This window comes from Terrabacter sp. NPDC000476, assembly GCF_040300125.1.
GTDB lineage: Bacteria > Actinomycetota > Actinomycetes > Actinomycetales > Dermatophilaceae > Terrabacter.
In genome coordinates this window covers 2,103,560-2,124,441 of record NZ_JBEPDF010000001.1, presented here as the reverse complement: position 1 = coordinate 2,124,441, position 20,882 = coordinate 2,103,560, and the positions used below count along the sequence as shown (strand labels likewise).

The window sequence follows — 20,882 nt, the reverse complement described above, 5'->3', positions numbered from 1 at the left end:
GAACTATAGCCGACCCGCTGCCCCTTCCTGCAAACCGTCCGGCGTCACGCGGACGGGCCCTTGGTGCGCACGTCGGCGACGTGCGACATCGCCTCGCGCAGCTCGCCGAGCCAGTCGCTCTCGTGCTGGCCGACGAGCTTGACGCACCACGCCAGCGCCTCAGCGCGCGAGCGCGCGACCCCGGCGTCGACGAGCGTGTCGAGGACGAGGCGTTCCGGCTGGCGCAGCCGCGTCATCGAGGGGGCGGCGACGTGCGTGAACAGCTCGGTGCGGTCGCCCACGCGCACGGCCCACGAGACCTTGCGGTCGAAGCGGTGCTCCGCCTCACGGGCGATCTCGATGCGGCGGCTGCGGGTGTCCTCACGGAAGGCCTTGGCGCGGCCGGCGCGGGCCTCGGCCCGCTCCGCGTCGCCGGAGCCGTCGGGCAGGTCGACGTCACCGACCGTCAGCACGACGGTGATCTCCTCGCGGTCGACGGTGATCTCGGGTGGCGTGCTGCGCCACTCCTCGGGCAGACGGCCGACGAACCAGCCACGCACCCGCTCCAGTGCTTCAGTAGTAATCATGTAATCAAAATTACGCCGGAGCGGGTACGGGTCAACGCGTTCTGCCGTGAGCGTGGGAGCGAGCGGGGGAGTGAATCGGGGAGTGAGCGGGGACGAGCCGGCCCGGGCCAGGTGGGAGGGCGTGGCCCGGGCCGACCCGGGCTCACCGCCGCCGGGCGCGGATCGAGTAGCTGCCCGTGCCGGTCGGCGCGTAGTGGCGCACCTGCGCGACGTAGCGCCCGGGCACCAGGCTCGCGCGGACGCGCGGGTTGACGCCGTAGCCGCTGTCGTCGTCCTCGGCGACGAGGGCGGTGTCGCTGTCGGGCCCGAAGACGGAGAGGAAGACGTCGGTCGAGCCCCGGGTGGTCACCTCGTACAGCCCGTCCTCGGCGACCTCGAAGGCGTAGAGGTCCTCCTCGCCGGCGGCGCCGATCGACCCCGCGACCTTCGGCCCGTCGACGACGAGTGCCGTCGCGTCGGCCGGGCCGGTCGGGCCGGTGGTCGACCGGGGATACATCGACGCCCCGGAGACGAACGCCTTGTCGAGCGTGGACAGCACGTCGTTGGCGTGGGTCGCGACGCCGTTGAGGGTCCACGCCGCCGGGAAGGAGTAGAGCATGATCGAGTCGGGGTCGAAGGCCGTGCCCTTGATCTGGTCTAGCGCGTACTTCATGAAAACGTTGTGGCGCACCTTCGCCTCGTCCCAGAAGTTCGGCGGCCCGGCGAGCGCGCGGATCACCACGGGCTCGTTCCACTGGATGCCGCCCGCCGGGTTCGAGTGCTCGTGCGCGAGCCCGATGGCGTGCCCGAACTCGTGACCGGCCGTGCCGCCGTCGAGGAAGCCGAGGTTCATGGTGGCCTCGTTCGCCGGGATGCTCCTGTTGTCGGTGCCGACGTACGACCAGGCCCCGTCGTTGGGGTCGAAGGAGATCCGGATGTCGGCGTCGGGGTGGTCGCCGAAGTCGAAGGTGAGGTTGCACGCGGCGGACCACCACGCCGCCTGCTCGCGGGCCGTGGCCTGCTCTGCGGCGGAGCCGCCGAGGAAGCGGACCTTGAGGGTCGTGCCGTTCATCCACGCCTTGCCGATCGGCGAGATGGCGCGATCCGCGCCGTCAGGGCCTCGCTGGCGCCGGTGGGGGCGCATCAGGTCCTTGGGCAGGATCCGGTCGAAGCAGACGTGCGGTGCATCCGTCATGGCGCCACCCCTTCAGTCGCTGGGGCCCGGGCCGTCACCCGCGCCCGCCTTCCATCGTCCTCGCCGGAGGCGCCGCGCACAGCAGAACGCCCGATGCCGTCCGGTGGCGCGGGTGCCCCGACTCCGGCCCCGACGCCTAGAGTTGGTGCTCGTGCAGTTCCTCAACGGCCTCCAGCCCGCCCACGACCTCACCTACGACGACGTCTTCATGGTCCCGAGTCGCTCCTCGGTGACGAGCCGTCTCGACGTCGACCTCGCGACCGCGGACGGCTCGGGCACGACGATCCCGATCGTCGTGGCCAACATGACGGCCATCGCCGGTCGCCGGATGGCCGAGACCGTCGCCCGCCGCGGCGGCATCGCCGTGATCCCGCAGGACATCCCGGTCGAGGTCGTGAGCGAGGTCGTGCGTTGGGTCAAGGAGCGCCACCTCGTCCACGACACCCCGATCACGCTCGAGCGGCACGTGACCGCCGGCGAGGCGATCGTGCTGCTCGGCAAGCGCGCCCACGGCGCGGCCGTCGTGGTCGACGGTGCCAAGCCGGTCGGGATCGTGACGGAGAAGGACCTGACCGGCGTCGACCGCTACACCCAGGTTCACGACGTGATGCGCCAGGACATGGTCGTGCTGCCCGACGACATCGACCCGCAGGAGGCCTACGAGCGGCTCGCCGCAGCCCGGCGCAAGGTCGCCCCGGTCGTCTCGGGCACCGGCGAGCTCGTCGGGATCCTCACGCGCGGTGGCTCGTTGCGAGCCGGCCTCTACAGCCCTGCGGCCGACGACCACGGCCGGCTGCGCGTCGCGGCCGCGGTCGGCATCAACGGCGACGTCGCGGCCAAGGCCGAGCAGGTGCTCGCCACGGGCGCCGACGTGCTCGTCATCGACACCGCGCACGGCCACCAGGACAAGATGCTCGACGCGCTGCGTGCGGTGCGGTCGCTCGACCCCGGCGTGCCCGTCGTGGCCGGCAACGTCGTGTCGGCCGCCGGCACGCGCGACCTCATCGAGGCGGGCGCCGACATCGTCAAGGTCGGCGTCGGCCCGGGCGCGATGTGCACGACGCGGATGATGACGGCCGTCGGTCGTCCGCAGTTCTCGGCTGTGCTCGAGTGCGCCACTGCCGCACGAGAGCTCGGCAAGCACGTCTGGGCGGACGGCGGGGTCCGGCATCCTCGCGACGTCGCCCTGGCCCTCGCAGCGGGCGCCTCCAACGTCATGGTCGGCTCGTGGTTCGCCGGCACCCTCGAGTCCCCGGGCGACCTCTACACCGACAACGACGGCCGGCAGTACAAGGAGTCGTTCGGCATGGCGAGCTCGCGCGCCGTGCGCAACCGGACCGCGACCGACTCCGCCTACGACCGCGACCGCAAGGCCCTCTTCGAGGAGGGCATCAGCAGCGCGCGCATGTACGTCGACCCGGCCCGGCCGTCGGTCGAGGACGTGATCGACGAGATCATCGCCGGGCTGCGCAGCAGCTGCACGTATGCCGGCGCGCGCACCCTCGAGGAGTTCCACGAGCGGGCGATCGTCGGCCTGCAGAGCACGGCCGGCTTCGCGGAGGGACGTCCGCTCCACACCTCCTGGTGAGCCGGTCCCGGCAGGGTCTTGCCCCACCCGGTCGCCGTCCCTAGCATCGGCCCACGCGGTCGTCGCGTGCACGAGCACACAGGGGTGAGAGATGCGCGGTGGCCGCGTGCTGGTCCAGGTCGTCGCGGCGGTGGCGGTCCTCGTCACGACCGTGGTGTCGCCGTCGGCGCAGACGGCGCAGGCGAGCGCGCCGACGGGGGCTGCGCAGCAGAGCGTCCCGGCAGCCACCGCCGAGGCCGACCCGGTCTGGAGCGCGCCGGTCACGGCCATCCCCGACCGCGGCCAGCCGAGCGACGTGTCGTGCCCATCGACGACGTGGTGCATGGCGATCGACCTCTCGGGCCAGGTGCTCACCTTCGACGGCACCACCTGGAGCAGCCCGCGGAAGATCTTCCCCAAGGCCCCCGGACAGCCGCAGTCGGCCGTGTCGTGCCCGACGACGACCTTCTGCCTCGCGACCCACGCTTCCGGCTACGCGGTGTACCGCTCGGGCAGCTGGACGGTCACCCGGTCGGCGCTCGCACCCTTCCGCACGGTCGGCTGCTACAGCGCGACCCGCTGCGCCCTGATCCGGGGGGATGTCTTCTCGTCCCACGCCATGGCGTACTGGAACGGCTCGAGCCTGACGTCGTCCGTGAACATGCCGTGGGCCTACCGGGTCGACGCCGTGTCCTGCGTGTCCGTGACGACGTGTCTCGCGATCGGCGTGGAGCCCAGTGGTGGTGCGATCGCCCTCCGGTCCTCGGGGGCGACATGGGTCGCCTCGTACCTGGGGCAGGCGACCCGTTTCGCCACGTTGGACCTGTCCTGCACCTCCACGTCGTTCTGCCTCGCGACGAGCGGCAACAGCTACCGCAGCTGGCGGTGGAACGGGACCTCGTGGCGCGCCGCCGCGGAGACGCGCGACGGCATCTACCTCGATGCGAACGTCGTCTCGTGCGTGTCGACCACGTCCTGCACCGCTGCCGGGTACGGGCGGGTCGGGCGGTGGAACGGCACGAGCTGGTCGGTCCGTGAGCTCTTCCCGATCATCGGCGCGACGTATGCCGTCGACTGCCCGTCGTCCTCCACCTGCGTGATCGTGGACGACCGTGGACGGTGGTGGCGTGGGGGCGGCTCGACGTGGAGCGCGGCCCGGAGCTTTGACACGACGACGGGGTCCGGGGTCGCGGACCTCTCCTGCCCCACATCGTCCTTCTGCATGGCGACGGATCAGGTCGGGAATGCCTTCCGATGGGAGGGCGCGACCTGGAGCGGACCTTCGCGCCTGGGGACGATGTCGTCGTCCGTCTCCTGCCCGTCCTCCAGCTGGTGCATGACGGTCGACTCGCAACAGAGCACGTCACGCATCTGGAACGGGTCGTGGGGCGCGGTGACCGGCGTCGACTACGTCACGCTGCTGCGACCTGCCGAGTGTGCCTCCACGACGGCCTGCTTCGTGTTCGAGGCAGGAGACGTGCGGCGCTGGAACGGACGCGCGTGGTCGGCGTCCACCCAGCTCTTCGCCCCCACGGGCATGGACGTGCGTCTCGACTGCGCCGGTTCGCGGTTCTGCATCGCCATGACCGATGACGGGTTGTTCCGGACGTGGAACGGGTCGTCGTGGTCGGCGGCACGCCGGTCCGGGGTCACCAACACGAACCAGCTGACCTGCACCTCCAGCACGTTCTGCATGGTCGAGTCCGACAGCGACCTCTACTCGACGTTCAACGGGTCGAGCTGGTCGGTCCGGAGGACGCTGCCGGCCGGCGGGGGCCGATTCGGATGCCAGAGCAGCACGCGCTGCGTCATGGCCTCCGATGACGGAACGGCCTACTGGTGGGCGGGGGGTCCGTGGGTCGCGAGCGCCAACCGCATCGGCTTCCTGCCCAGTCGGATCGCGTGCGCCCCGACCCGATGCATGGCGGTGGGCTACGAGAAGGCCAGCTGGACCCTCTGAGCCGGCCACCCGGCATCCGGGCCCGGGCCGCTCAATGGCGCTTGCGGCCGACCTCGACGACGCGCCAGCCGCGCTCGCGCGCGAGCTCACGCAGCTCACCGTCCGGGTTGACGGCGACGGCGGTGCCGACGCGCTCCATCATCGGCAGGTCGCTGATCGAGTCGCTGTACGCCGTGCAGCGCGAGAGGTCGTAGCCACGCTCCGCGGCGAGCTTCTCGATCTCGATGACCTTGCCTGCGCCGTAGCAGAACTCGCCGGCGAGGTGGCCGGTGTAGCGCCCCTCGTCGTCGAGCTCGCTGCGGGTCGCGACCGCGCCCTCGAGCCCGAGCGCCGTCGCGATGCGGCTCACGAGCTCGATGGGTGAGGCCGACACGACGATCCGGTCCTGACCCGCGGCGCGGGCGTCGGCCAGGAGCGCCATCGAGGTCGGGATCGCCTTGCGCACGATGCCCGGCGTGATGGCGTCCGTGAGGTGGATGATGTCGGACTGCCGGATGCCGGCGACGGCCCGGAGGATGCGCTCGCGCAGCGCCTCCGAGCCCTCGTCGGTGGATCCCTTGCGGTGGAAGGCGATCGCGTTGACGGTGTCCTTGACGAGGTCCTTCCACGGCACGTGGCCGCTGCGGAAGGCGGCGATCGCGAGCGGGTAGTTCGCGGAGCCGCGGATCAGGGTGCGGTCGAGGTCGAAGAAGGCGGCCGCGGGCGCGAGCGCCCCCGCCTCACCCGACACTGGCCACCAGGGGGAGGGCGGAGCGGCGCGGCGGGACGGCGTCGTTGACGGCCTTGCCCGAGCCCTTCGGCAGCGTGCGCGGCCGGTTCGGCAGGGCGAGGCGGAACACCTTGGCCCAGGCCTGGTAGACCTGCTTGGGCAGCGGCCCCGTCGTGTAGGGCAGGCCGTAGCGCTCGCAGATCTCGCGCATCTCGACGGCGACCTCGTGGTAGCGGTTGCTCGGCAGGTCCGGGAAGCAGTGGTGCTCGATCTGGTGGCTGAGGTTGCCGGTCATCAGGTGCATGAGCTTGCTGCCGGAGATGTTGGCCGAGCCGAGCATCTGGCGGATGTACCAGTCGCCGCGGGTCTCGCCCTCGATCTCCTCCTCGGTGAAGGTGTCGACGCCGTCGGGGAAGTGGCCGCAGAAGATGACGGAGTGCGCCCACACGTTGCGGATTGCGTTCGCGGTGAAGGTGCCGATGAGGGCCTGCTTGCCGGAGCCGAAGGGCGCGGCGGCGAGCGGCGTGGCGACGTAGTCCTTGGTGAACTGGCGCACGACCTTGCGGCCCACGGCCTTGAGGTCCTTCTTGAGGTCGGCGGTGGACTTCTCGCCGTCCTTGACGGCCTCGAGCTCGAGGTCGTAGATCGCGATGCCCCACTCGAAGAAGGGGGCGAGGACCATGTTGTAGAGCGGGTTGCCGAGGTTGCCGGGGTGCCACGGCTGGTCCTCGTCCATGCGCAGGATCGAGTAGCCCACGTCCTTGTCCTTGCCCAGCACGTTGGTCCACGTGTGGTGCAGGTCGTTGTGCGTGTGCTTCCACGCCGCGGCGGGCGTGACGAAGTCCCACTCCCACGTCGTCGAGTGGATGTCGGGGTCGCGCATCCAGTCCCACTGACCGTGCAGGACGTTGTGGCCGATCTCCATGTTCTCGAGGATCTTGGCCACGGAGAGCATCGCGGTGCCGGCGACGAAGGCGGTCTTCCTCTTCGACAGCATCAGGGTGGCGCGGCCGGCGACCTCGAGGCTGCGCTGCACGCGGATGACGCGACGGATGTAGGCCGCGTCCTTCGCGCCGCGCGAGGCGACGACGCGGTCGCGGATGGCGTCGAGCTCCTGGCCGAGGCGCACGACGTCGGCGTCGGAGAGGTGGGCGGCGGCGCTCGGGCGCTTCACCGGTCCGCCGGTCGCTGCGAGGACGGGCTTCCTGGGCCGGATCGTCGCGGCGGCGCCCTCGGATCCCGTGGGAACCGCGGCGCCGGTGGGCGTCGTGGTCGGTCGGTTCGTGGTGGCGGTCATGGGGATTCCCTTCTCAGATGTCCAGGTGGACGGGTCCGGCGGCGGCGTTGACGCAGGTCTGGATCAGCTCGCCCTCGTCGCCGTGCACCTCGCCGGTGCGCAGGTCGCGGACCTTGCCGGCGACGAGCGGGGTGAGGCAGCTGCGGCAGATGCCCATCCGGCATCCGCTCGGCATCACCACCCCGCACTCCTCGCCGGCCTCGAGGAGGGGGACGTCGCCGCCCACCTCCACTTCCTTGTCGGACTTCTCGAACGTGACGAGCCCGCCCTCGCCGCCGGAGCCCGGCAGCAGGACGGGAGCGAAGCGCTCGATGGTCAGAGCGGGGGCGGCGCCGTCGGCGCCGTCCGTCTCGGCCTCGCGCAGCCACAGGTCCGTGGCGGCGTCGAGGAACTCGGTGGGGCCGCAGGCGTATGCCGCCCGCTCGCGCCAGTCGGGGCAGAGCGTCTCGAGGTCGGCGTGGTCGGAGAGGTCGAGGCGGCGCCCACCCTCCTCGCGCGTGAACCAGTGCCGCACGGTCAGGCCGGGGAACTGGTCGGCGAGCTCGAGCAGCTCGTCGTGGAACAGGGCGTCGTCGCGCGTGCGCGCGGAGTGGATGAGCACGACGTCGGCGTCGGGACGCCGCGGCACGAGCGTGCGGATCATCGACATGACCGGGGTGAGGCCGCTGCCGGCGGTCAGCATCAGCAGCGGGCGGGGGTGCTCCGGCAGCACGAAGTCACCTTGGGGCGCGTCGAGGAAGAGGATGTCGCCGACCTTCGTGTCGCGCGCCAGGGCGGTGGAGACGAAGCCGATCGCCGTGACGGTGATGGCCGGGTCGTGCCCGACGGCGGCGCTCAGCGAGTAGCTGCGCCACTGGCGCACCCCGTCGATCTCGACGCCGATGCGGGCCCACTGGCCGGCGAGGTGGGGGTTCCAGCCGCGACCGGGGCGGAAGTGGATCGTCGTGGAGTCGGAGGTCTCGCGGACCACCCTCGTGACGACGCCGCGCAGCTGGCGCGAGGAGGAGAGGGGGTTCACCAGACCGAGGATGTCCTCGGGGGCGAGCGGGGTCGTCAGCATGGACGCCACACGCCGGAGAGCTCTGATCTGGGCCATGGAACCATCATGCCGCCGGAGGGGCTTCCGGATCTTGGGGTGAGGCGTACTCTTTGAGGAGGGAATCTGTCGTGTCGCAACAAATTGCCGGAGGCCAATGTGGCGCAGACCACGTCTGACCCGCCGTGGTTGTCTCTCCCTGCAAAAATCAGCGCCAGCCTGCGTCCCGTCGTGCACGACATGGTCGAGGCGATCATCGAGGGCATCCCCCGCGACGTCCCGGTCTACGCGATGCCGATGGAGGGACGCTTCGGGCAGGGCGTGCGCCAGGGCGTCACGGTCGCGCTCAACCGCTTCCTCGACCTGCCCGGCACGCGGCTGCCGGCGCTCTCGGACGACGGCAAGTGGGTCTACGAGAGCCTCGGGCGGGGGGAGGTGCGCTCCGGGCGCTCGCTCGAGTCGCTGCTCGCGGCCTACCGCTACGGCGCCCGGGTCACCTTCCGGGCCATCTCGCGCCTCGTCGACGTCTCGCAGATGCCGCCCGACGTGCTGCTCGCCCTCGGCGAGTCGATCTTCGCCTACATCGACGAGATCTCGGCCGCGAGCGCGCAGGGCTACGCCCAGGAGCAGTCGGAGCGGGCGGGGGAGCAGCTGCGGCTGCGCAGCGAGCTGCTCGAGATGATCCTCCGGGGCGACTCGAGCGACGGCGGTGTCGGTCGCCTCGCGGCCTCCGTCGGCTGGACGCTGCCCGAGGTCGTCGTCGTGGCGCTCGTGCCGTCCCCGCACGTCGACGGGCTGCGCGCTGCCCTCGGCCCCGACGGCCTCGTGGCCGAGCGCGGCACCGACGTCGTCGTCGTCTTCCCCTTCGTCCACCGCGCGCCGCGGCGCCGCGACCTCGAGCGCGCCCTCCGCGGGCGGAGCGCAATCGTGGGCCCGGCCCGGCCGTGGCAGCAGGCGGGCGAGTCGCTCCACCTCGCCACCGCCGCGGACGCCCACGGGCTCGGTCCGGGCCCCGACGACCCGCACCGCGACACGGCCCCCGTGTGGGTGGACGAGCACCTCGCCGAGCTCGTCGTGCGGGCCGAGCCCCTCGCGACGGCCGACCTGGCCCGCACCCGCCTCGCCCCTCTCGACGACCTCCGCCCGGCCGTGCGCGAGCGCCTGACCGAGACGCTCTTCGCGTGGTTGCGACACCAGGGGCAGCGCGCGCCCATCGCCGAGGAGCTCTTCGTGCACCAGCAGACGGTCGGCTACCGCGTCGCCCAGCTCAAGGACCTCTTCGGCGACGTCCTCGACGACCCCCAGGCCCGCTTCGAGCTCGAGCTCGTCCTCAGGGCCGGGCACCGCTGACCGGCCCACCCGACCCCGTCCCCGCCGTCTTGCGGGAGAGCCGTCAGAGCGCGCGGAGGGAGGTGCCGTCGAGGTGGGCGGCGACGTCCTCGACGACCCCGGTGAAGAACGTCGCGTAGACGTCGCGCGTGACGTAGCCGAGGTGCGGCGTCAGCAGGGTGCGGGGAGCGCGCCGGAGCGGGTGCTCGGCGGGCAGCGGCTCGACGTCGAACACGTCGAGGCCCACGCCGCCGAGGTGGCCGCGGTCGAGCGCGGCGAGCAGCGCCGCCTCGTCGACGATCGGGCCGCGGGAGGTGTTGACGAGCAGCGCGTCGGGGCGCATCATCCCGAGCTCGCGTGTTCCGAGCAGGCCGTGCGTCCCGGCGGCGAGCGGCAGGTGGACCGAGACGACGTCGGAGGTCGTCAGCAGCTCCTCGAACGAGACCGACCGGGCCCCCGCGGCCGCGGCGCGCTCGGGTGTCAGCGACCGGCTCCACGCGGTGACGTCCATGCCGAAGGCCCGCCCGACGGCGGCGACCTGGCTGCCGATGCGTCCGAGCCCCAGCAGCCCGAGGGTGTGGCCGGCGAGGTCGCGGCCGACCGTCGACTGCCAACCGCCGTCGCGCACGCCCGTCGCCTCCGGCAGCAGGTGCCGGGAGAGTCCCAGCACGAGCGCCCAGGTCAGCTCCGCGGGCGCCGTCGCGAGGCTCTCGGTGCCGCAGACGACGATGCCGGCGCGCCGGGCCGCCTCGACGTCGATGCTCGGGTTGCGCCGACCCGTCGTCACGACGAGGCGCAGCCGCGGCAGCGCGGTCAGCACGGTCGCCGGCAGCGGTGTCCGTTCACGCATGACGACGACGACGTCGTACGGCGCGAGCCGCTCGACGAGCGCCTCGGGCGCCGACACGTGGTCGCGGAAGACGTCGACCGTGCACGGGTGGGACGGGTGGTCGGTGACGGGCGACCAGTCGGCGCTCGAGAGCGCCACTCCCTGGTAGTCGTCGAGCACGGCGATCCGCATGCGCCCACCCTAGGAGGCCCGTGGCGGCGGCGGCGTCGTCACGACCCGGGAACGCGAGAGGCGCCGCTCCTGGGAGCGGCGCCTCTCGTGGTGTCTTGCGACCCCGACCGGGCTCGAACCGGCGACCTCCGCCGTGACAGGGCGGCGCGCTAACCAACTGCGCTACGGGGCCTTACTGGGTGGTGCGGGTTGAACTGTACTGCGTATCCCCAACGGGATTCGAACCCGTGCTGCCGCCGTGAAAGGGCGGAGTCCTAGGCCGCTAGACGATGGGGACCTGCCCGACCTATCCGTTGGGACGTCGAAACTATATGGGAGTTTCGGGAACCGTCCAAATCGGCTCCCGACGCTGCTCGAGGGGGTGCTCGAGCAGCTGCTCCGGACGCGCCCGGTCAGCCCTTCGCCCAGGCCCGCACGTCGTCGACGGGCCACGTCGTGACGATCCGCTCGGCCGGGATGCCGAGGCGCTCCGCGCGCTCACAGCCGAGCGACTTCATGTCGAGCTGGCCGGGAGCGTGCGCGTCCGAGTCGATGGTGAAGAGGCAGCCCAGGTCGCGGGCGAGCTCGATGAGCTCGTCGGGCGGGTCGCACCGCTCCGGCCGGGAGTTGATCTCGACGGCGACGTCGTTCTCGAGGCACGCGCGAAAGACCTTCTCGGCGTCGAACTGCGAGGGCGGTCGCTTGCCCCGGCTGCCCGTGACGAGCTGCCCCGTGCAGTGCGCGAGGACGTTCGTGCGGGGGTTGCGCACCGCGGCCACCATCCTCGGGGTCATCTCGAACGAGGGCTGGCGCAGCTTCGAGTGGATCGAGGCCGTCACGACGTCGAGCTGGTCGAGCAGGTCGTCGTCCTGGTCGAGCGTGCCGTCGAGGTGGATGTCGACCTCGATGCCGCGCAGCAGCGTGAAGGCGTCGCCGAGGCTGGCGTTGATGGCGTCGACGCGCCCGAGCTGCTGGGTGAGCCGCTCGCGGCTGAGGCCGTTGGCGACCGTGAGGCGGGGGGAGTGGTCGGTCAGGGCCATCCACTCCTGCCCCAGCTCGACGGCGGCGAGGACCATCTCCTCGATGGGGCTGCCCCCGTCGCTCCAGTTCGAGTGCGCGTGCAGGTCGCCACGCAGCGCCGCGTAGAGCTCGGCACCGCCACGCGTCAGCGGCTCGCCGTGTTTCTCCTCGGTGGAGACGAGGTATGCCGGCAGCACCCCGCGCACGGCCTGGCCGATGATCGCGGCACTGGAGTCGCCGATTCCCTTGATCTGCTTGAGAGTTCCCGCCTCGACGCGTTCGCGCAGTTCCTCGTCGGAGATGAGCGTGATGGCATCGATGCTCCGGCGGAACGCGTCGATGCGGTAGCTGCTCTCGCGCCCGCGCTCGAGGAGGAAGCAGATGCGGCGCAGCGCGTCGATCGGGCTGATCGGCGCCTCGGGCGCGGTCGGCTGCTCCATGGACGGCAGCCTAGCCGCGGGGTCAGCGCTGCGGGGGCGGCACCGTGCTGCCGTCCGGCAGCTTGCCGGGAGTGCCCGGCGTGCCCGGCACGACCCGGACGATCGTGCCGTAGCGCTGGGCGAGGAGCCCCTGCGGGTCGTCACCGTCGACGAGCACGTCGACGACGTCGAGGCGGGCGTCGACCTTGGCACCGACGACCTGGATCCCCTTGCTGCGCCACAGCATCCGCTCGTCGATGATCTCGTTCGCGACGCGCTGCTTCTCGGCGATCGAGTGGGTGACGACGACGAAGTCGACGTCGTCCGGCGAAGGCATCGCCTGCCTGACGTAGGCCTCGAGCGCGGCGTCGTGCCGGGTGACGGCGACGGTCACGCGCGCTCCCGAGGGCTCGGTGGCATACGCCCCCGAGAAGACGTCGCCCCAGCGGGAGACCACGGTCGGGGCCGCCGCCGTGAAGGCCGTCGTCTGCGGCGTCGAGAGTGCGCCGAACCACTGCGACAGGTCGCGGGCGGACGGAACGGACGGCGCGGCCAAGGGGCCCTTCCCGTCGGTCGTGCCCGGTTGGCGGGCCCCGCCGCCACCGCCGTCGACCGCCTCGGGACGGCCGGTGGACCCGGTGCCGGAGTCCGGCGGTGGGGTGCTCTCCGCGCCCTTTGCCGCATCGGCGACCGCCGAGCCGGCCGTCATGCTCGACGGGCCGCCCTGCGTGGCCACCCAGGTGCCGCCCACGGCGCCGGCGACGACGACGACCGCGGCCGCCCCGAGCACCCGGCTCCGGCGGCGCGACGTCATCGCGCGGCCGCGCTGGAGTGCACGCTGGGCGAAGAGGTCGTCGCGAGGAGGTTCGAGGTCGTTCATGGTGGCCAGCGCCTTTCGCAGCTGCTGCTCGCCGGCCTCCGGTGCGGGCGGGCTGCCTCCGGGGTCGCGTGTCGTGTCGTCGCTCATGAGACGGCTCCTGCCCCGGTGAGTGGTGGGTCGGCGAGCCGGCCGCGCAGCGCGGCGAGCCCCCGCGAGATCTGGCTCTTGATGGTGCCCTCGGCGACGCCGGTGCACTCGGCGATCTGGGGCACCGTGAGGTCCTCCCAGAACCGCAGCACGAGCACGGCCCGCTGCTTCTCCGGCAGGTCGTGCAGCAGCTCGGTGAGGGTCATCGCGAGCTCGCGGTCGTGCTCTTGGGTGGCCGGCTCGGGGGTCTCGTCGGTCAGCACCTCGCGGCGCCGCTTGCGCTGGTCGTTGAGGTAGAGGTTCATCATGGTGCGCCTCGTGTAGGCGGTCTCGGCGCCCGGGCCGATGCGGGGCCAGGCGACGTAGACGCGCGCGAGCGCCTCCTGCACGAGCTCGTCGCCGTCGGCCCAGTTGCCGCAGAGCAGGTAGGCGCGGCGGCGCAGCATGGTCTGCCGCTCCTCCACGAAGGCGCGGAACGCCGCCTCGTCCCTGCGTCGCATGGGGCTCCCGGTCTGCTCGTCGGTCTCTCGGTCGCGTCAGTCGCGTCGTCGTGTCGTGTCGTCTCGTCGGCCGCCGTGCGTCGGCGCCCGTTCACCCCTAGGACACACCACCTGCCTGGACCGTTGCATCCGGAGCGACCCGGATCCCGGTCTCAGCCGACGCGGCCCAGCGCGGTGAGGGCGAGCATGAGCGCGGCGATGGTCTCCCCGTCGGTGATGGCCCCGTCGCGCAGCATCCCGAGCACCTCGGCGACGGGCACCGGGGTCACGGCTGCGATGCCCTCCTCGGCGCGGGCGTGCCCGTCGGCCCCGTCGACGGGGGTCAGCCCCCGGGCGAGGAACACGGTCTCGGGTGCGCGGCACACGCCGTTGAGCGCGTTCATCGTGCCGACCTGCTGCCACTCGGCGGCGGCGAGCCCGGTCTCCTCGGCGAGCTCGCGCCGGGCCGCCACGAGCGGGTCCTCCCCGTCGGTGCCGCCGGCGGGCACCTCCACCGAGCGGCCGACGGTGTGCCGGTCGACGGTGACGAGCACGACCTCGTCGGCCTCGGTCAGGGCCACGACGAAGACCGCCGGGCGTCGCAGCTCGACGACGCCGAAGACGCCCGGGCTGCCGTCGGGACGCACGACGTCGTCCTCACGCACCCGCAGCCACGCGTTCTCGTAGACGACCCGGGTGTGCCGCACCGGCCACGTCACGGCCGCACCCCCTCGTGAACGGCGTGTTCGAGCGCGAGCAGGCGCTCCTTGGCCGGCAGGCCCCCGAGGTAGCCGCCGAGGGAGCCGTCGGAGCGGACGACGCGGTGGCACGGCACGACGATCGGCAGCGGGTTCGTCGCGCAGGCGGTGCCCACCGCGCGCACGGCCCGCGGGCTGCCCGAGGCGGCCGCCACCTCGCCGTAGCTCTCGGTCGACCCGAAGGGGATCTCGCGGAGGTGCCGCAGCACGGTGAGGCGGAAGCCCCGGGCCAGCCGCAGGTCGATCGGCACGTCGAACGCGTGCCGCCGCCCGGCGAAGTAGTCGTCGAGCTCGCGGGCGAGCGGGTCGAGCCGGTCGCCGCCGCGCAGGATCCGCGAGCCGACGGAGACGCCGAGGGCGTCGAGCACCCGCTCGTGGTCCTCGACCTCGAAGGCGACGCGGACGACCCCCTGGCCGGTCGCCGCGAGGAGCAGCGCCCCGACGGGGGAGTCGAGCAGGCGGTAGGTCATGTCGACCGACGACTCGGCGCTCGCACGGGAGACGAGGGCGGCGTGGAGCGCGTCGAGGTGCTCGGCGTCGCCGGCAGCGGGTTCACGCAGCAGCGCGACGGAGTGGTGGGACGTGTTCTCGGACATGAGCGGGATCACCTTTGCTCGTGAGGGGCGTACGTGTTCCGGAGGCGCGCGATGCCGTCGGCGGCCGCGCGGCGGGCCGCGGCCGCGCTCCCGCCGACGATGCGGGCCACCTCGGGGTGGGGCAGGCCGGCCACGTGGTGGTAGGCCACGCACAGGCGCTGCTTCTCCGGGAGGGCGGCGACGGCCGCCCAGAGCGCACCGTCGGGCAGGGCCGCCTCCGGCTCGTCGGACCGGGAGCCGGCGGCGTCGGGCACGGCCGCGACCGGGACGGCCCGGCGGGCACCGGCCCGCACGACGTCGAGCGCCTTGCGGTGCGCGATCGTGACGAGCCACGCGCGGACGTTCGCGTCGTCGGGCAGGTCGGGCCAGGCGCGGAGGGCGGAGAGGAAGGTCTCGGACCACGCGTCGTCGGCCTCGGTCGGGCCGAGCACGGTGCGGCAGACGCGCAGCACCACGGCCCCGTGCTCGGTGACGGCCTGCTCGAACGGTCGCAACATGTCCTGTAGACGCTCCGGGTCGCAGAAGTGTGAGGTCACCCAGTGTGGGGGGTCCGCGGGCCCGGCATCCGGCTTCGGTCCGGCGACCTGGTCCCGGGAGCCCGACAGGTCACCGGACCGGGGCCGGACTCCCGGCCCCGGGACGGCGCGGGGGTCAGAAGAGCCGGCCGGTCTCCGCGGCCGGCGGTTCCTCGAGCGCGAGGAGGAAACGCTTGCGGTCGAGGCCGCCGGCGTACCCGACGAGCGAGCCGTCGCTGCCGACCACGCGGTGGCACGGCACGACGACGGCGATCGGGTTGCGCCCGTTGGCGGTGCCGACGGCCTGGGCGAGCTTGCGGTCGCCCAGCGCGCGGGCGAGGTCGCCGTAGCTGCGGGTCTCGCCGTAGGGGATCTCGCGCAGCAGCGCCCAGACGCGCTGGTGAAAGGTGTCGCCGCGCGGGGCGAGCGGCAGGTCGAACTCGGTCAGGGCGCCGGTGAAGTACGCGGCGAGCTGCACGCCGACCGACGCGAACGGCTCGTCGGCCGGGTCGCCCGGCACCCCGATGACGTCGGGGTCCTCGGGGCGGTACTTCGCGGCATCCATGAGCAGGTGCGTGACGGCGCCGCCCTCGGCCACGACGGTGAGGTCGCCGATGGGCGAGGGGACGAGGACGTGAGCGCGACCCGAGCCGGTCACGGCACGTCCGTGGACGGGCCGCTCGCCCCGTCCGGCGTCGCGGCGCCGTGGGCGGCGACGATGTCGTCGTGCGTCGGCACGGGGTACTCGGCCGAGTAGTCGCCGTAGGCGCGGGGGTCCTCGGACGGCTCGAGGTGGCAGGTGAGGGCGATCTCGCCGAACTCGCGGTGCACGGCCTCCTCGACCTCCTCGACGAGGTCGTGGCCACGCTGCACCGTCCACGCGCCCGGGACGAGCACGTGCACCTCGGCGAAGCGGTGGTGCCCCGAGACGCGCGTGCGCAGGGCGTGGAAGTGCACCTCGCTCGTGACGAAGCGGGCGAGGACGTCCGCGATCGCGCCGTTGTCCTCCTTGCTCATCGAGATGTCCATCAGGCCCTCGGTCGACTCGCGGATGAGCTTCCACCCCGTCCACACGATGTTGACGCCGACGAGGAAGGCGATGACGGGGTCGAGCCGTTCGACGTGCGTGAGCCCGACGAGGAGCACCCCGACGACGACGCCGGCGGACGTCCAGACGTCGGTCATGAGGTGCTTGCCGTCGGCGGTGAGCGTGAGCGACCGGTGCCGCCGCCCCGCACGCAGCAGGACGACCGCGACGACCCCGTTGACGGCCGAGGCGACGACCGAGATGGCGAGGCCGAGGCCGACGTTCTCGATGGGCTGCGGGTCGAGGAAGCGCTCGACGGCCGTGTACATGATGACGAGGGCCGCGACGAAGATCATCATGCCCTCGACCGCGGCCGAGAAGTACTCCGCCTTGGTGTGGCCGAAGTGGTGGTTCTTGTCGGCCGGCATCGCGGCGACCTTGAGGGCGATGAGCACGGCGACGGCCGCCACGAGGTTGACGACCGACTCCGCCGCGTCGGAGAGCAGGCCGACCGAGCCGGTGACGCGCCAGGCGATGACCTTGAGCGTGATCGTGACGACCGCCGCGGCGATCGAGAGGTACGCGAACCGGCTGAGGTCGCGCGTCTGCAGCCCGCGGCCGGTGGCCGGGCTGTCGGGGTTCGGGGTCGCTGGCACCCGACCAGTGTGGCAAACGGGGCCGACGACGGGCGTGCTGCGGCGCGCCCGTGGACGCGGAGCGCATCCGGCCCCGGCGTCCCCTCGCGTGGTGCGGATCGAGGGGGAGCGGGTAGGACAACGGCATCCGATCGGATACGGAAGGAGCCCGGACATGGGTATCGCAGACAAGGCCAGCAACATGGGCGAAGAGCTCACGGGCAAGGCCAAGGAAGCCGCCGGAAAGGTCACCGACAACGAGCGACTCGAGGCCGAGGGCGAGCGTGACCAGGCCTCGGCGGACCTCAAGCAGCGGGGCGAGCAGCTCAAGGACGCGGGCAAGGACGTCAAGGACGCCTTCGACCGCTGACCTTCCGGAGTGGGGTGGGTCGGTCCCGACGGGGGCCGGCCCACTGCTCTGCCCCGGTGGCGGGGAGAGCGTGCGCCCGAGCTCCGACGGTCGGCGTCCGTATGCCGCCGGGTGGGGTAGGAGGTCGGCGTCCCCTTGCCACGGCGCGGCTCTGCGGAGAGGCTCGAGGGACGGTTCTTCGTTCCCCTCGAGAGGCCTCCCGTGACACCGACGAGCACGACCGCCCCCGTCCCCCCGGCGACGCCCAACGAGATCGCGGCGATGGACGCGTGGTGGCGGGCGAACAACTACCTGACGATCGGGCAGATCTACCTGCAGGACAACGCGCTGCTGCGCCGTCCGTTGTCGCCCGACGACATCAAGCCGCGCCTGCTCGGCCACTGGGGCACGAGCCCCGGCCTGTCCTTCGTCTACACCCACGTGTCGCGGGTCGTCCGCCACACGGGTCAGCAGACGATCTACCTCACCGGGCCCGGTCACGGCGGTCCGGCGCTCGTCGCCGCGGGCTACCTCGAGGGCACGTACACCGAGACCTACCCCCGCGTGACGACCGACGAGGAGGGGCTGCGCCGACTCTTCCGGCAGTTCTCGGCACCCGGCGGCATCCCGAGCCACGTGTCGGTGACTACGCCGGGGTCGATCCACGAGGGCGGCGAGCTCGGCTACGTGCTCGTCCACGCGTTCGGTGCGGTCATGGACAACCCCGACCTGCTGGCGCTCGCCGTCGTCGGTGACGGCGAGGCGGAGACGGGTCCGCTCGAAGGCTCGTGGAAGGGCATCTCGTTCCTCAATCCCGCGCGCGACGGGGCGGTGCTGCCGGTGCTGCACCTCAACGGCGCCAAGATCGCCGGGCCGACCGTGCTGGGGCGCAAGGACCCCGCCGAGGTCCGCAGCCTGCTCGAGGGGCACGGCTACGAGGTCCTCGAGGTCGGCGGTGACGACCTGCCCGGCATGCACGAGCGCTTCGCGGAGACCCTGGCGACGGCATACGGGCGGATCCGCGGCATCCAGGACGAGGCGCGGAGGGATGGGTGGACGATGGGCGGGCGACCGCGGTGGCCCGTGATCGTCCTGCGCACGCCGAAGGGCTGGACCGGGCCCGACGAGGTCGACGGCGTCAAGGTGACCGGCACCTGGCGCTCGCACCAGGTGCCGCTCTCGGGCGTCAAGGAGAACCCGGAGCACCTGGCACTGCTCGAGGCGTGGATGCGCAGCTACGGCCCGGAGGAGCTCTTCGACGACGCAGGTCGACCGAGCGCGACCGTGCTGCAGGCGAACCCGGAGGGCGACCTGCGGATGAGCGCGTCCCCGCACGCCAACGGTGGTCTCCTGACGAGGGACCTCGACCTGCCCGACTTCCGTGACTTCGCGCGCGACGTGCCGGCTCCGGCCACGGTGCGCGAGGAGTCGACGCGGGCCCTCGGCGAGCTGATGCGCGAGATCTACGTGCGCAACCCGACGACGTTCCGGCTCTTCAGCCCCGACGAGACGAACAGCAACCGGGTCGGCGCCGTCTTCGACGTGAGCGACCGGATGACGGCGGAGCGGGTCGTCGACGACGACGTCAAGCTCTCGCACGAGGGCCGGGTCATGGAGGTGCTCTCCGAGCACGCCTGTCACGGCTGGCTCGAGGGCTACACCCTGACGGGCCGCCACGGTCTTTTCGCGACGTACGAGGCGTTCGCGATGGTGAGCGCGTCGATGACGGTGCAGCACAGCAAGTGGCTCCAGGAGGCGAACAAGCTCGACTGGCGCGCCAAGGTGCCGAGCCTCAACATCCTCCTGACGTCGACGGCGTGGCGCAACGACCACAACGGCTTCTCGCACCAGGGGCCCGGCCTCATCCAGACGGTGCTCAACGCGCGCGGCGAGGTGGCGCGCATCTACCTGCCGCCGGACGCGAACTGCCTTCTCTCCGTGGCAGACCACTGCTTCCGGTCTCGCAACTACGTCAACCTCCTCGTCATCGACAAGCAGCCGCAACCCCAGTGGCTAAGCATGGACGAGGCCGTCGCGCACTGCGCAGCGGGAGCCGGCATCTGGGACTGGGCCGGCACCGACGACGGGGACCGCGACCCCGACGTCGTGCTCGCCTGCGCCGGCGACGTCGTGACGATGGAGGTCGTCGCGGCCGCCCAGATCCTCAGGGAGCGACTGCCGCAGCTGCGGGTGCGCGTCGTCAACGTCGTCGACCTGATGAGCCTCTCGAGGCCGCGCAGCCATCCGCACGGCATGGACGAGATCCGCTTCGGCGAGCTCTTCACCGACCACGTCGACGTCGTCTTCGCCTTCCACGGCTACCACGGGGCCATCCACCAGCTCGTGCACGGGCGGCCCGACGCCGACCGCTTCCACGTGCGGGGTTTCAGCGAGGAGGGCACGACCACGACACCCTTCGACATGGTGGTGCGCAACGAGGTCGACCGCTACCACCTCGTCATGGACGCCATCAACAACGCGGGGCGTCAGGTGCGCGGCTCGAGCGAACTCAAGGCGTGGTGCGAGGCCCAGCTCGTCGAGCACCAGCACCACATCGTCGAGCACCTCGAGGACATGCCGCAGGTGCGTGACTGGGTGATGACGACCGTGGTCGAGGACTAGCGTGCACGAGGCGACCGCGGAGGTGCCGGACGGCCGGTTGGGAGTTCGGGCTCGACGGCTCAGTCCCGACGCGGGGCGACGACGACCTCGACCCCGTTGTCGCGGAACGCCTGCAGGCGTTCCGGATCCGCGGAATCGTCGGTCACGAGCGTCCACGTGCGGGGCATGACCGCCCACGCGTGGAAGGGGGACTGGCCGAGCTTCTCGGAGTGGGCGAGGACGTAGGTGCGCTCCGCCCGGCCCATCATGAGCTCCTTGAGCCTGGTCTGCTCGAGGTCGGCCTCGCAGATGCCCCGCTCGGCGTGCACGCTGTCGGCGCCCATGAAGGCGCGGTCGAAGGAGAGTCGCTGCACCGCGACCTCGGCGAGCGGGCCGACGAACGCCTGGCTGAGCGGGCGCAGGCGTCCACCGAGCGCGATGACGTCGATGCCGACGCTGTCGGCGAGCGTGCCCATGGCGCTGATGCCGGCCGTGACCACGGTCAGCTCGGTGAGCTCGGGCGTCTTGGTGATGGCGTCGGCGAGCGCCCCCATCGTGGAGCCGGCGTCGAGGAGCACCGTCTCGCCGGGCTCGATCTGCTCTGCGGCCCACCGGGCGATGTCCCGCTTGGCCGCGTGCGCCTCGCCGAGGCGCTGGCGCAGCGAGGCCTCCGGGTGGTGGGCGAGGCTCATGACGCCGCCGTAGGTGCGGGCGAGCTTGCCCTGCGCCGTCAGCTTGGCGAGGTCACGCCGGATCGTCGAGGCGGTCACCCCGAGCTGGTCGGAGAGCTCCTCGACGCTCGCCAGGCCGCTCGTCGTGGCCAGCCGGACGATCTCTCCCCGACGCGTCTGCGCGCTGTGCTTCGCCACGCTCGGCAC

The 20,882-nt window shown here is 72.3% G+C and carries 20 protein-coding genes and 2 tRNA genes; 5 read left to right on the top strand and 17 right to left on the bottom strand.

From position 1 onward, the window contains the following. Positions 1–44: 44 nt before the first annotated feature. Positions 45–566, bottom strand: a complete 522-nt coding sequence (abmR, locus tag ABT295_RS10025; protein WP_352394205.1) for an ATP-binding transcription factor AbmR — start codon at positions 564–566, stop codon at positions 45–47. Between the two features lie 142 nt (positions 567–708). Continuing rightward, entirely contained in the window at positions 709–1,740 is a 1,032-nt protein-coding gene (locus ABT295_RS10020; RefSeq protein WP_352394204.1) for a M12 family metallopeptidase, read from the bottom strand. Between the two features lie 151 nt (positions 1,741–1,891). Here ABT295_RS10020 and ABT295_RS10015 point away from each other — a divergent pair, with 151 nt between their 5' ends. Both ABT295_RS10015 and ABT295_RS10010 read left to right on the top strand, forming a co-directional pair. Continuing rightward, entirely contained in the window at positions 1,892–3,328 is a 1,437-nt protein-coding gene (locus ABT295_RS10015; protein ID WP_352394203.1) for a GuaB1 family IMP dehydrogenase-related protein, read from the top strand. Between the two features lie 91 nt (positions 3,329–3,419). After that, positions 3,420–5,267 (top strand): hypothetical protein, encoded by a 1,848-nt coding sequence (locus ABT295_RS10010; RefSeq protein ID WP_352394202.1) that lies wholly within the window; start codon positions 3,420–3,422, stop codon positions 5,265–5,267. A 31-nt stretch (positions 5,268–5,298) separates the two neighbouring features. Here ABT295_RS10010 and ABT295_RS10005 read toward each other — a convergent pair whose 3' ends face one another. From ABT295_RS10005 to ABT295_RS09995, 3 genes are read right to left on the bottom strand one after another with little or no spacing between them, the layout of a single operon-like run. Further along, on the bottom strand, positions 5,299–5,997 hold the full coding sequence (locus ABT295_RS10005; protein WP_352394201.1) for an HAD family hydrolase: 699 nt from the start codon (positions 5,995–5,997) through the stop codon (positions 5,299–5,301). Further along, complete coding sequence (locus tag ABT295_RS10000; protein ID WP_352394200.1) at positions 5,987–7,273, bottom strand: fatty acid desaturase family protein; 1,287 nt, start codon at positions 7,271–7,273, stop codon at positions 5,987–5,989. The genes ABT295_RS10005 and ABT295_RS10000 overlap by 11 nt, the downstream gene beginning before the upstream one ends. A 13-nt stretch (positions 7,274–7,286) precedes the next feature. Then, positions 7,287–8,369: a ferredoxin reductase gene (locus ABT295_RS09995; protein ID WP_352394199.1), complete on the bottom strand. Its 1,083-nt coding sequence runs from the start codon at positions 8,367–8,369 to the stop codon at positions 7,287–7,289. Between the two features lie 99 nt (positions 8,370–8,468). Here ABT295_RS09995 and ABT295_RS09990 point away from each other — a divergent pair, with 99 nt between their 5' ends. Further along, complete coding sequence (locus ABT295_RS09990; protein ID WP_502991088.1) at positions 8,469–9,659, top strand: PucR family transcriptional regulator; 1,191 nt, start codon at positions 8,469–8,471, stop codon at positions 9,657–9,659. Positions 9,660–9,702: 43 nt separating this feature from the next. Here the strand turns inward: ABT295_RS09990 and ABT295_RS09985 are convergent, their stop codons facing one another. The 11 genes from ABT295_RS09985 to ABT295_RS09935 all read right to left on the bottom strand — a co-directional run bounded on the left by ABT295_RS09985 (position 9,703) and on the right by ABT295_RS09935 (position 17,075). Further along, the gene (locus ABT295_RS09985) at positions 9,703–10,659 is read right to left on the bottom strand and encodes a D-2-hydroxyacid dehydrogenase family protein (protein WP_352394198.1); all 957 of its coding nucleotides are present in this window, start codon (positions 10,657–10,659) and stop codon (positions 9,703–9,705) included. Positions 10,660–10,757: 98 nt separating this feature from the next. Further along, positions 10,758–10,831, bottom strand: a tRNA-Asp gene (locus tag ABT295_RS09980). Between the two features lie 32 nt (positions 10,832–10,863). Continuing rightward, positions 10,864–10,936 (bottom strand) — tRNA-Glu (locus ABT295_RS09975). A 115-nt stretch (positions 10,937–11,051) separates the two neighbouring features. Next, positions 11,052–12,098: a PHP domain-containing protein gene (locus ABT295_RS09970; protein ID WP_352394197.1), complete on the bottom strand. Its 1,047-nt coding sequence runs from the start codon at positions 12,096–12,098 to the stop codon at positions 11,052–11,054. Between the two features lie 22 nt (positions 12,099–12,120). Beyond that, positions 12,121–13,044, bottom strand: a complete 924-nt coding sequence (locus tag ABT295_RS09965; RefSeq protein WP_352394196.1) for a hypothetical protein — start codon at positions 13,042–13,044, stop codon at positions 12,121–12,123. Continuing rightward, positions 13,041–13,544, bottom strand: coding sequence for an RNA polymerase sigma factor (locus tag ABT295_RS09960; protein WP_352394195.1), 504 nt, complete (start codon positions 13,542–13,544; stop codon positions 13,041–13,043). The genes ABT295_RS09965 and ABT295_RS09960 overlap by 4 nt, the downstream gene beginning before the upstream one ends. A gap of 152 nt (positions 13,545–13,696) precedes the next feature. Then, positions 13,697–14,242: an NUDIX domain-containing protein gene (locus ABT295_RS09955; RefSeq protein WP_352394194.1), complete on the bottom strand. Its 546-nt coding sequence runs from the start codon at positions 14,240–14,242 to the stop codon at positions 13,697–13,699. Continuing rightward, positions 14,239–14,877, bottom strand: coding sequence for a methylated-DNA--[protein]-cysteine S-methyltransferase (locus ABT295_RS09950; RefSeq protein WP_352394193.1), 639 nt, complete (start codon positions 14,875–14,877; stop codon positions 14,239–14,241). The genes ABT295_RS09955 and ABT295_RS09950 overlap by 4 nt, the downstream gene beginning before the upstream one ends. A gap of 8 nt (positions 14,878–14,885) precedes the next feature. After that, positions 14,886–15,374 (bottom strand): RNA polymerase sigma factor, encoded by a 489-nt coding sequence (locus tag ABT295_RS09945; protein WP_352394192.1) that lies wholly within the window; start codon positions 15,372–15,374, stop codon positions 14,886–14,888. 154 nt (positions 15,375–15,528) lie between these two features. Beyond that, entirely contained in the window at positions 15,529–16,050 is a 522-nt protein-coding gene (locus tag ABT295_RS09940; protein WP_352394191.1) for a methylated-DNA--[protein]-cysteine S-methyltransferase, read from the bottom strand. After that, entirely contained in the window at positions 16,047–17,075 is a 1,029-nt protein-coding gene (locus ABT295_RS09935) for a cation diffusion facilitator family transporter (protein ID WP_352394190.1), read from the bottom strand. Before ABT295_RS09935 ends, ABT295_RS09940 begins: the two co-directional genes overlap by 4 nt. Positions 17,076–17,229: 154 nt before the next feature. Between ABT295_RS09935 and ABT295_RS09930 the strand changes: the two genes are divergently transcribed. Both ABT295_RS09930 and ABT295_RS09925 read left to right on the top strand, forming a co-directional pair. After that, positions 17,230–17,424, top strand: coding sequence for a CsbD family protein (locus ABT295_RS09930; RefSeq protein ID WP_352394189.1), 195 nt, complete (start codon positions 17,230–17,232; stop codon positions 17,422–17,424). A 201-nt stretch (positions 17,425–17,625) separates the two neighbouring features. Then, complete coding sequence (locus ABT295_RS09925) at positions 17,626–20,025, top strand: phosphoketolase family protein (protein ID WP_352394188.1); 2,400 nt, start codon at positions 17,626–17,628, stop codon at positions 20,023–20,025. A gap of 59 nt (positions 20,026–20,084) precedes the next feature. On the opposite strand, the gene ABT295_RS09920 is transcribed toward ABT295_RS09925, so the two are convergent. Then, entirely contained in the window at positions 20,085–20,873 is a 789-nt protein-coding gene (locus ABT295_RS09920) for a DeoR/GlpR family DNA-binding transcription regulator (RefSeq protein ID WP_352394187.1), read from the bottom strand. Positions 20,874–20,882 lie beyond the last annotated feature (9 nt).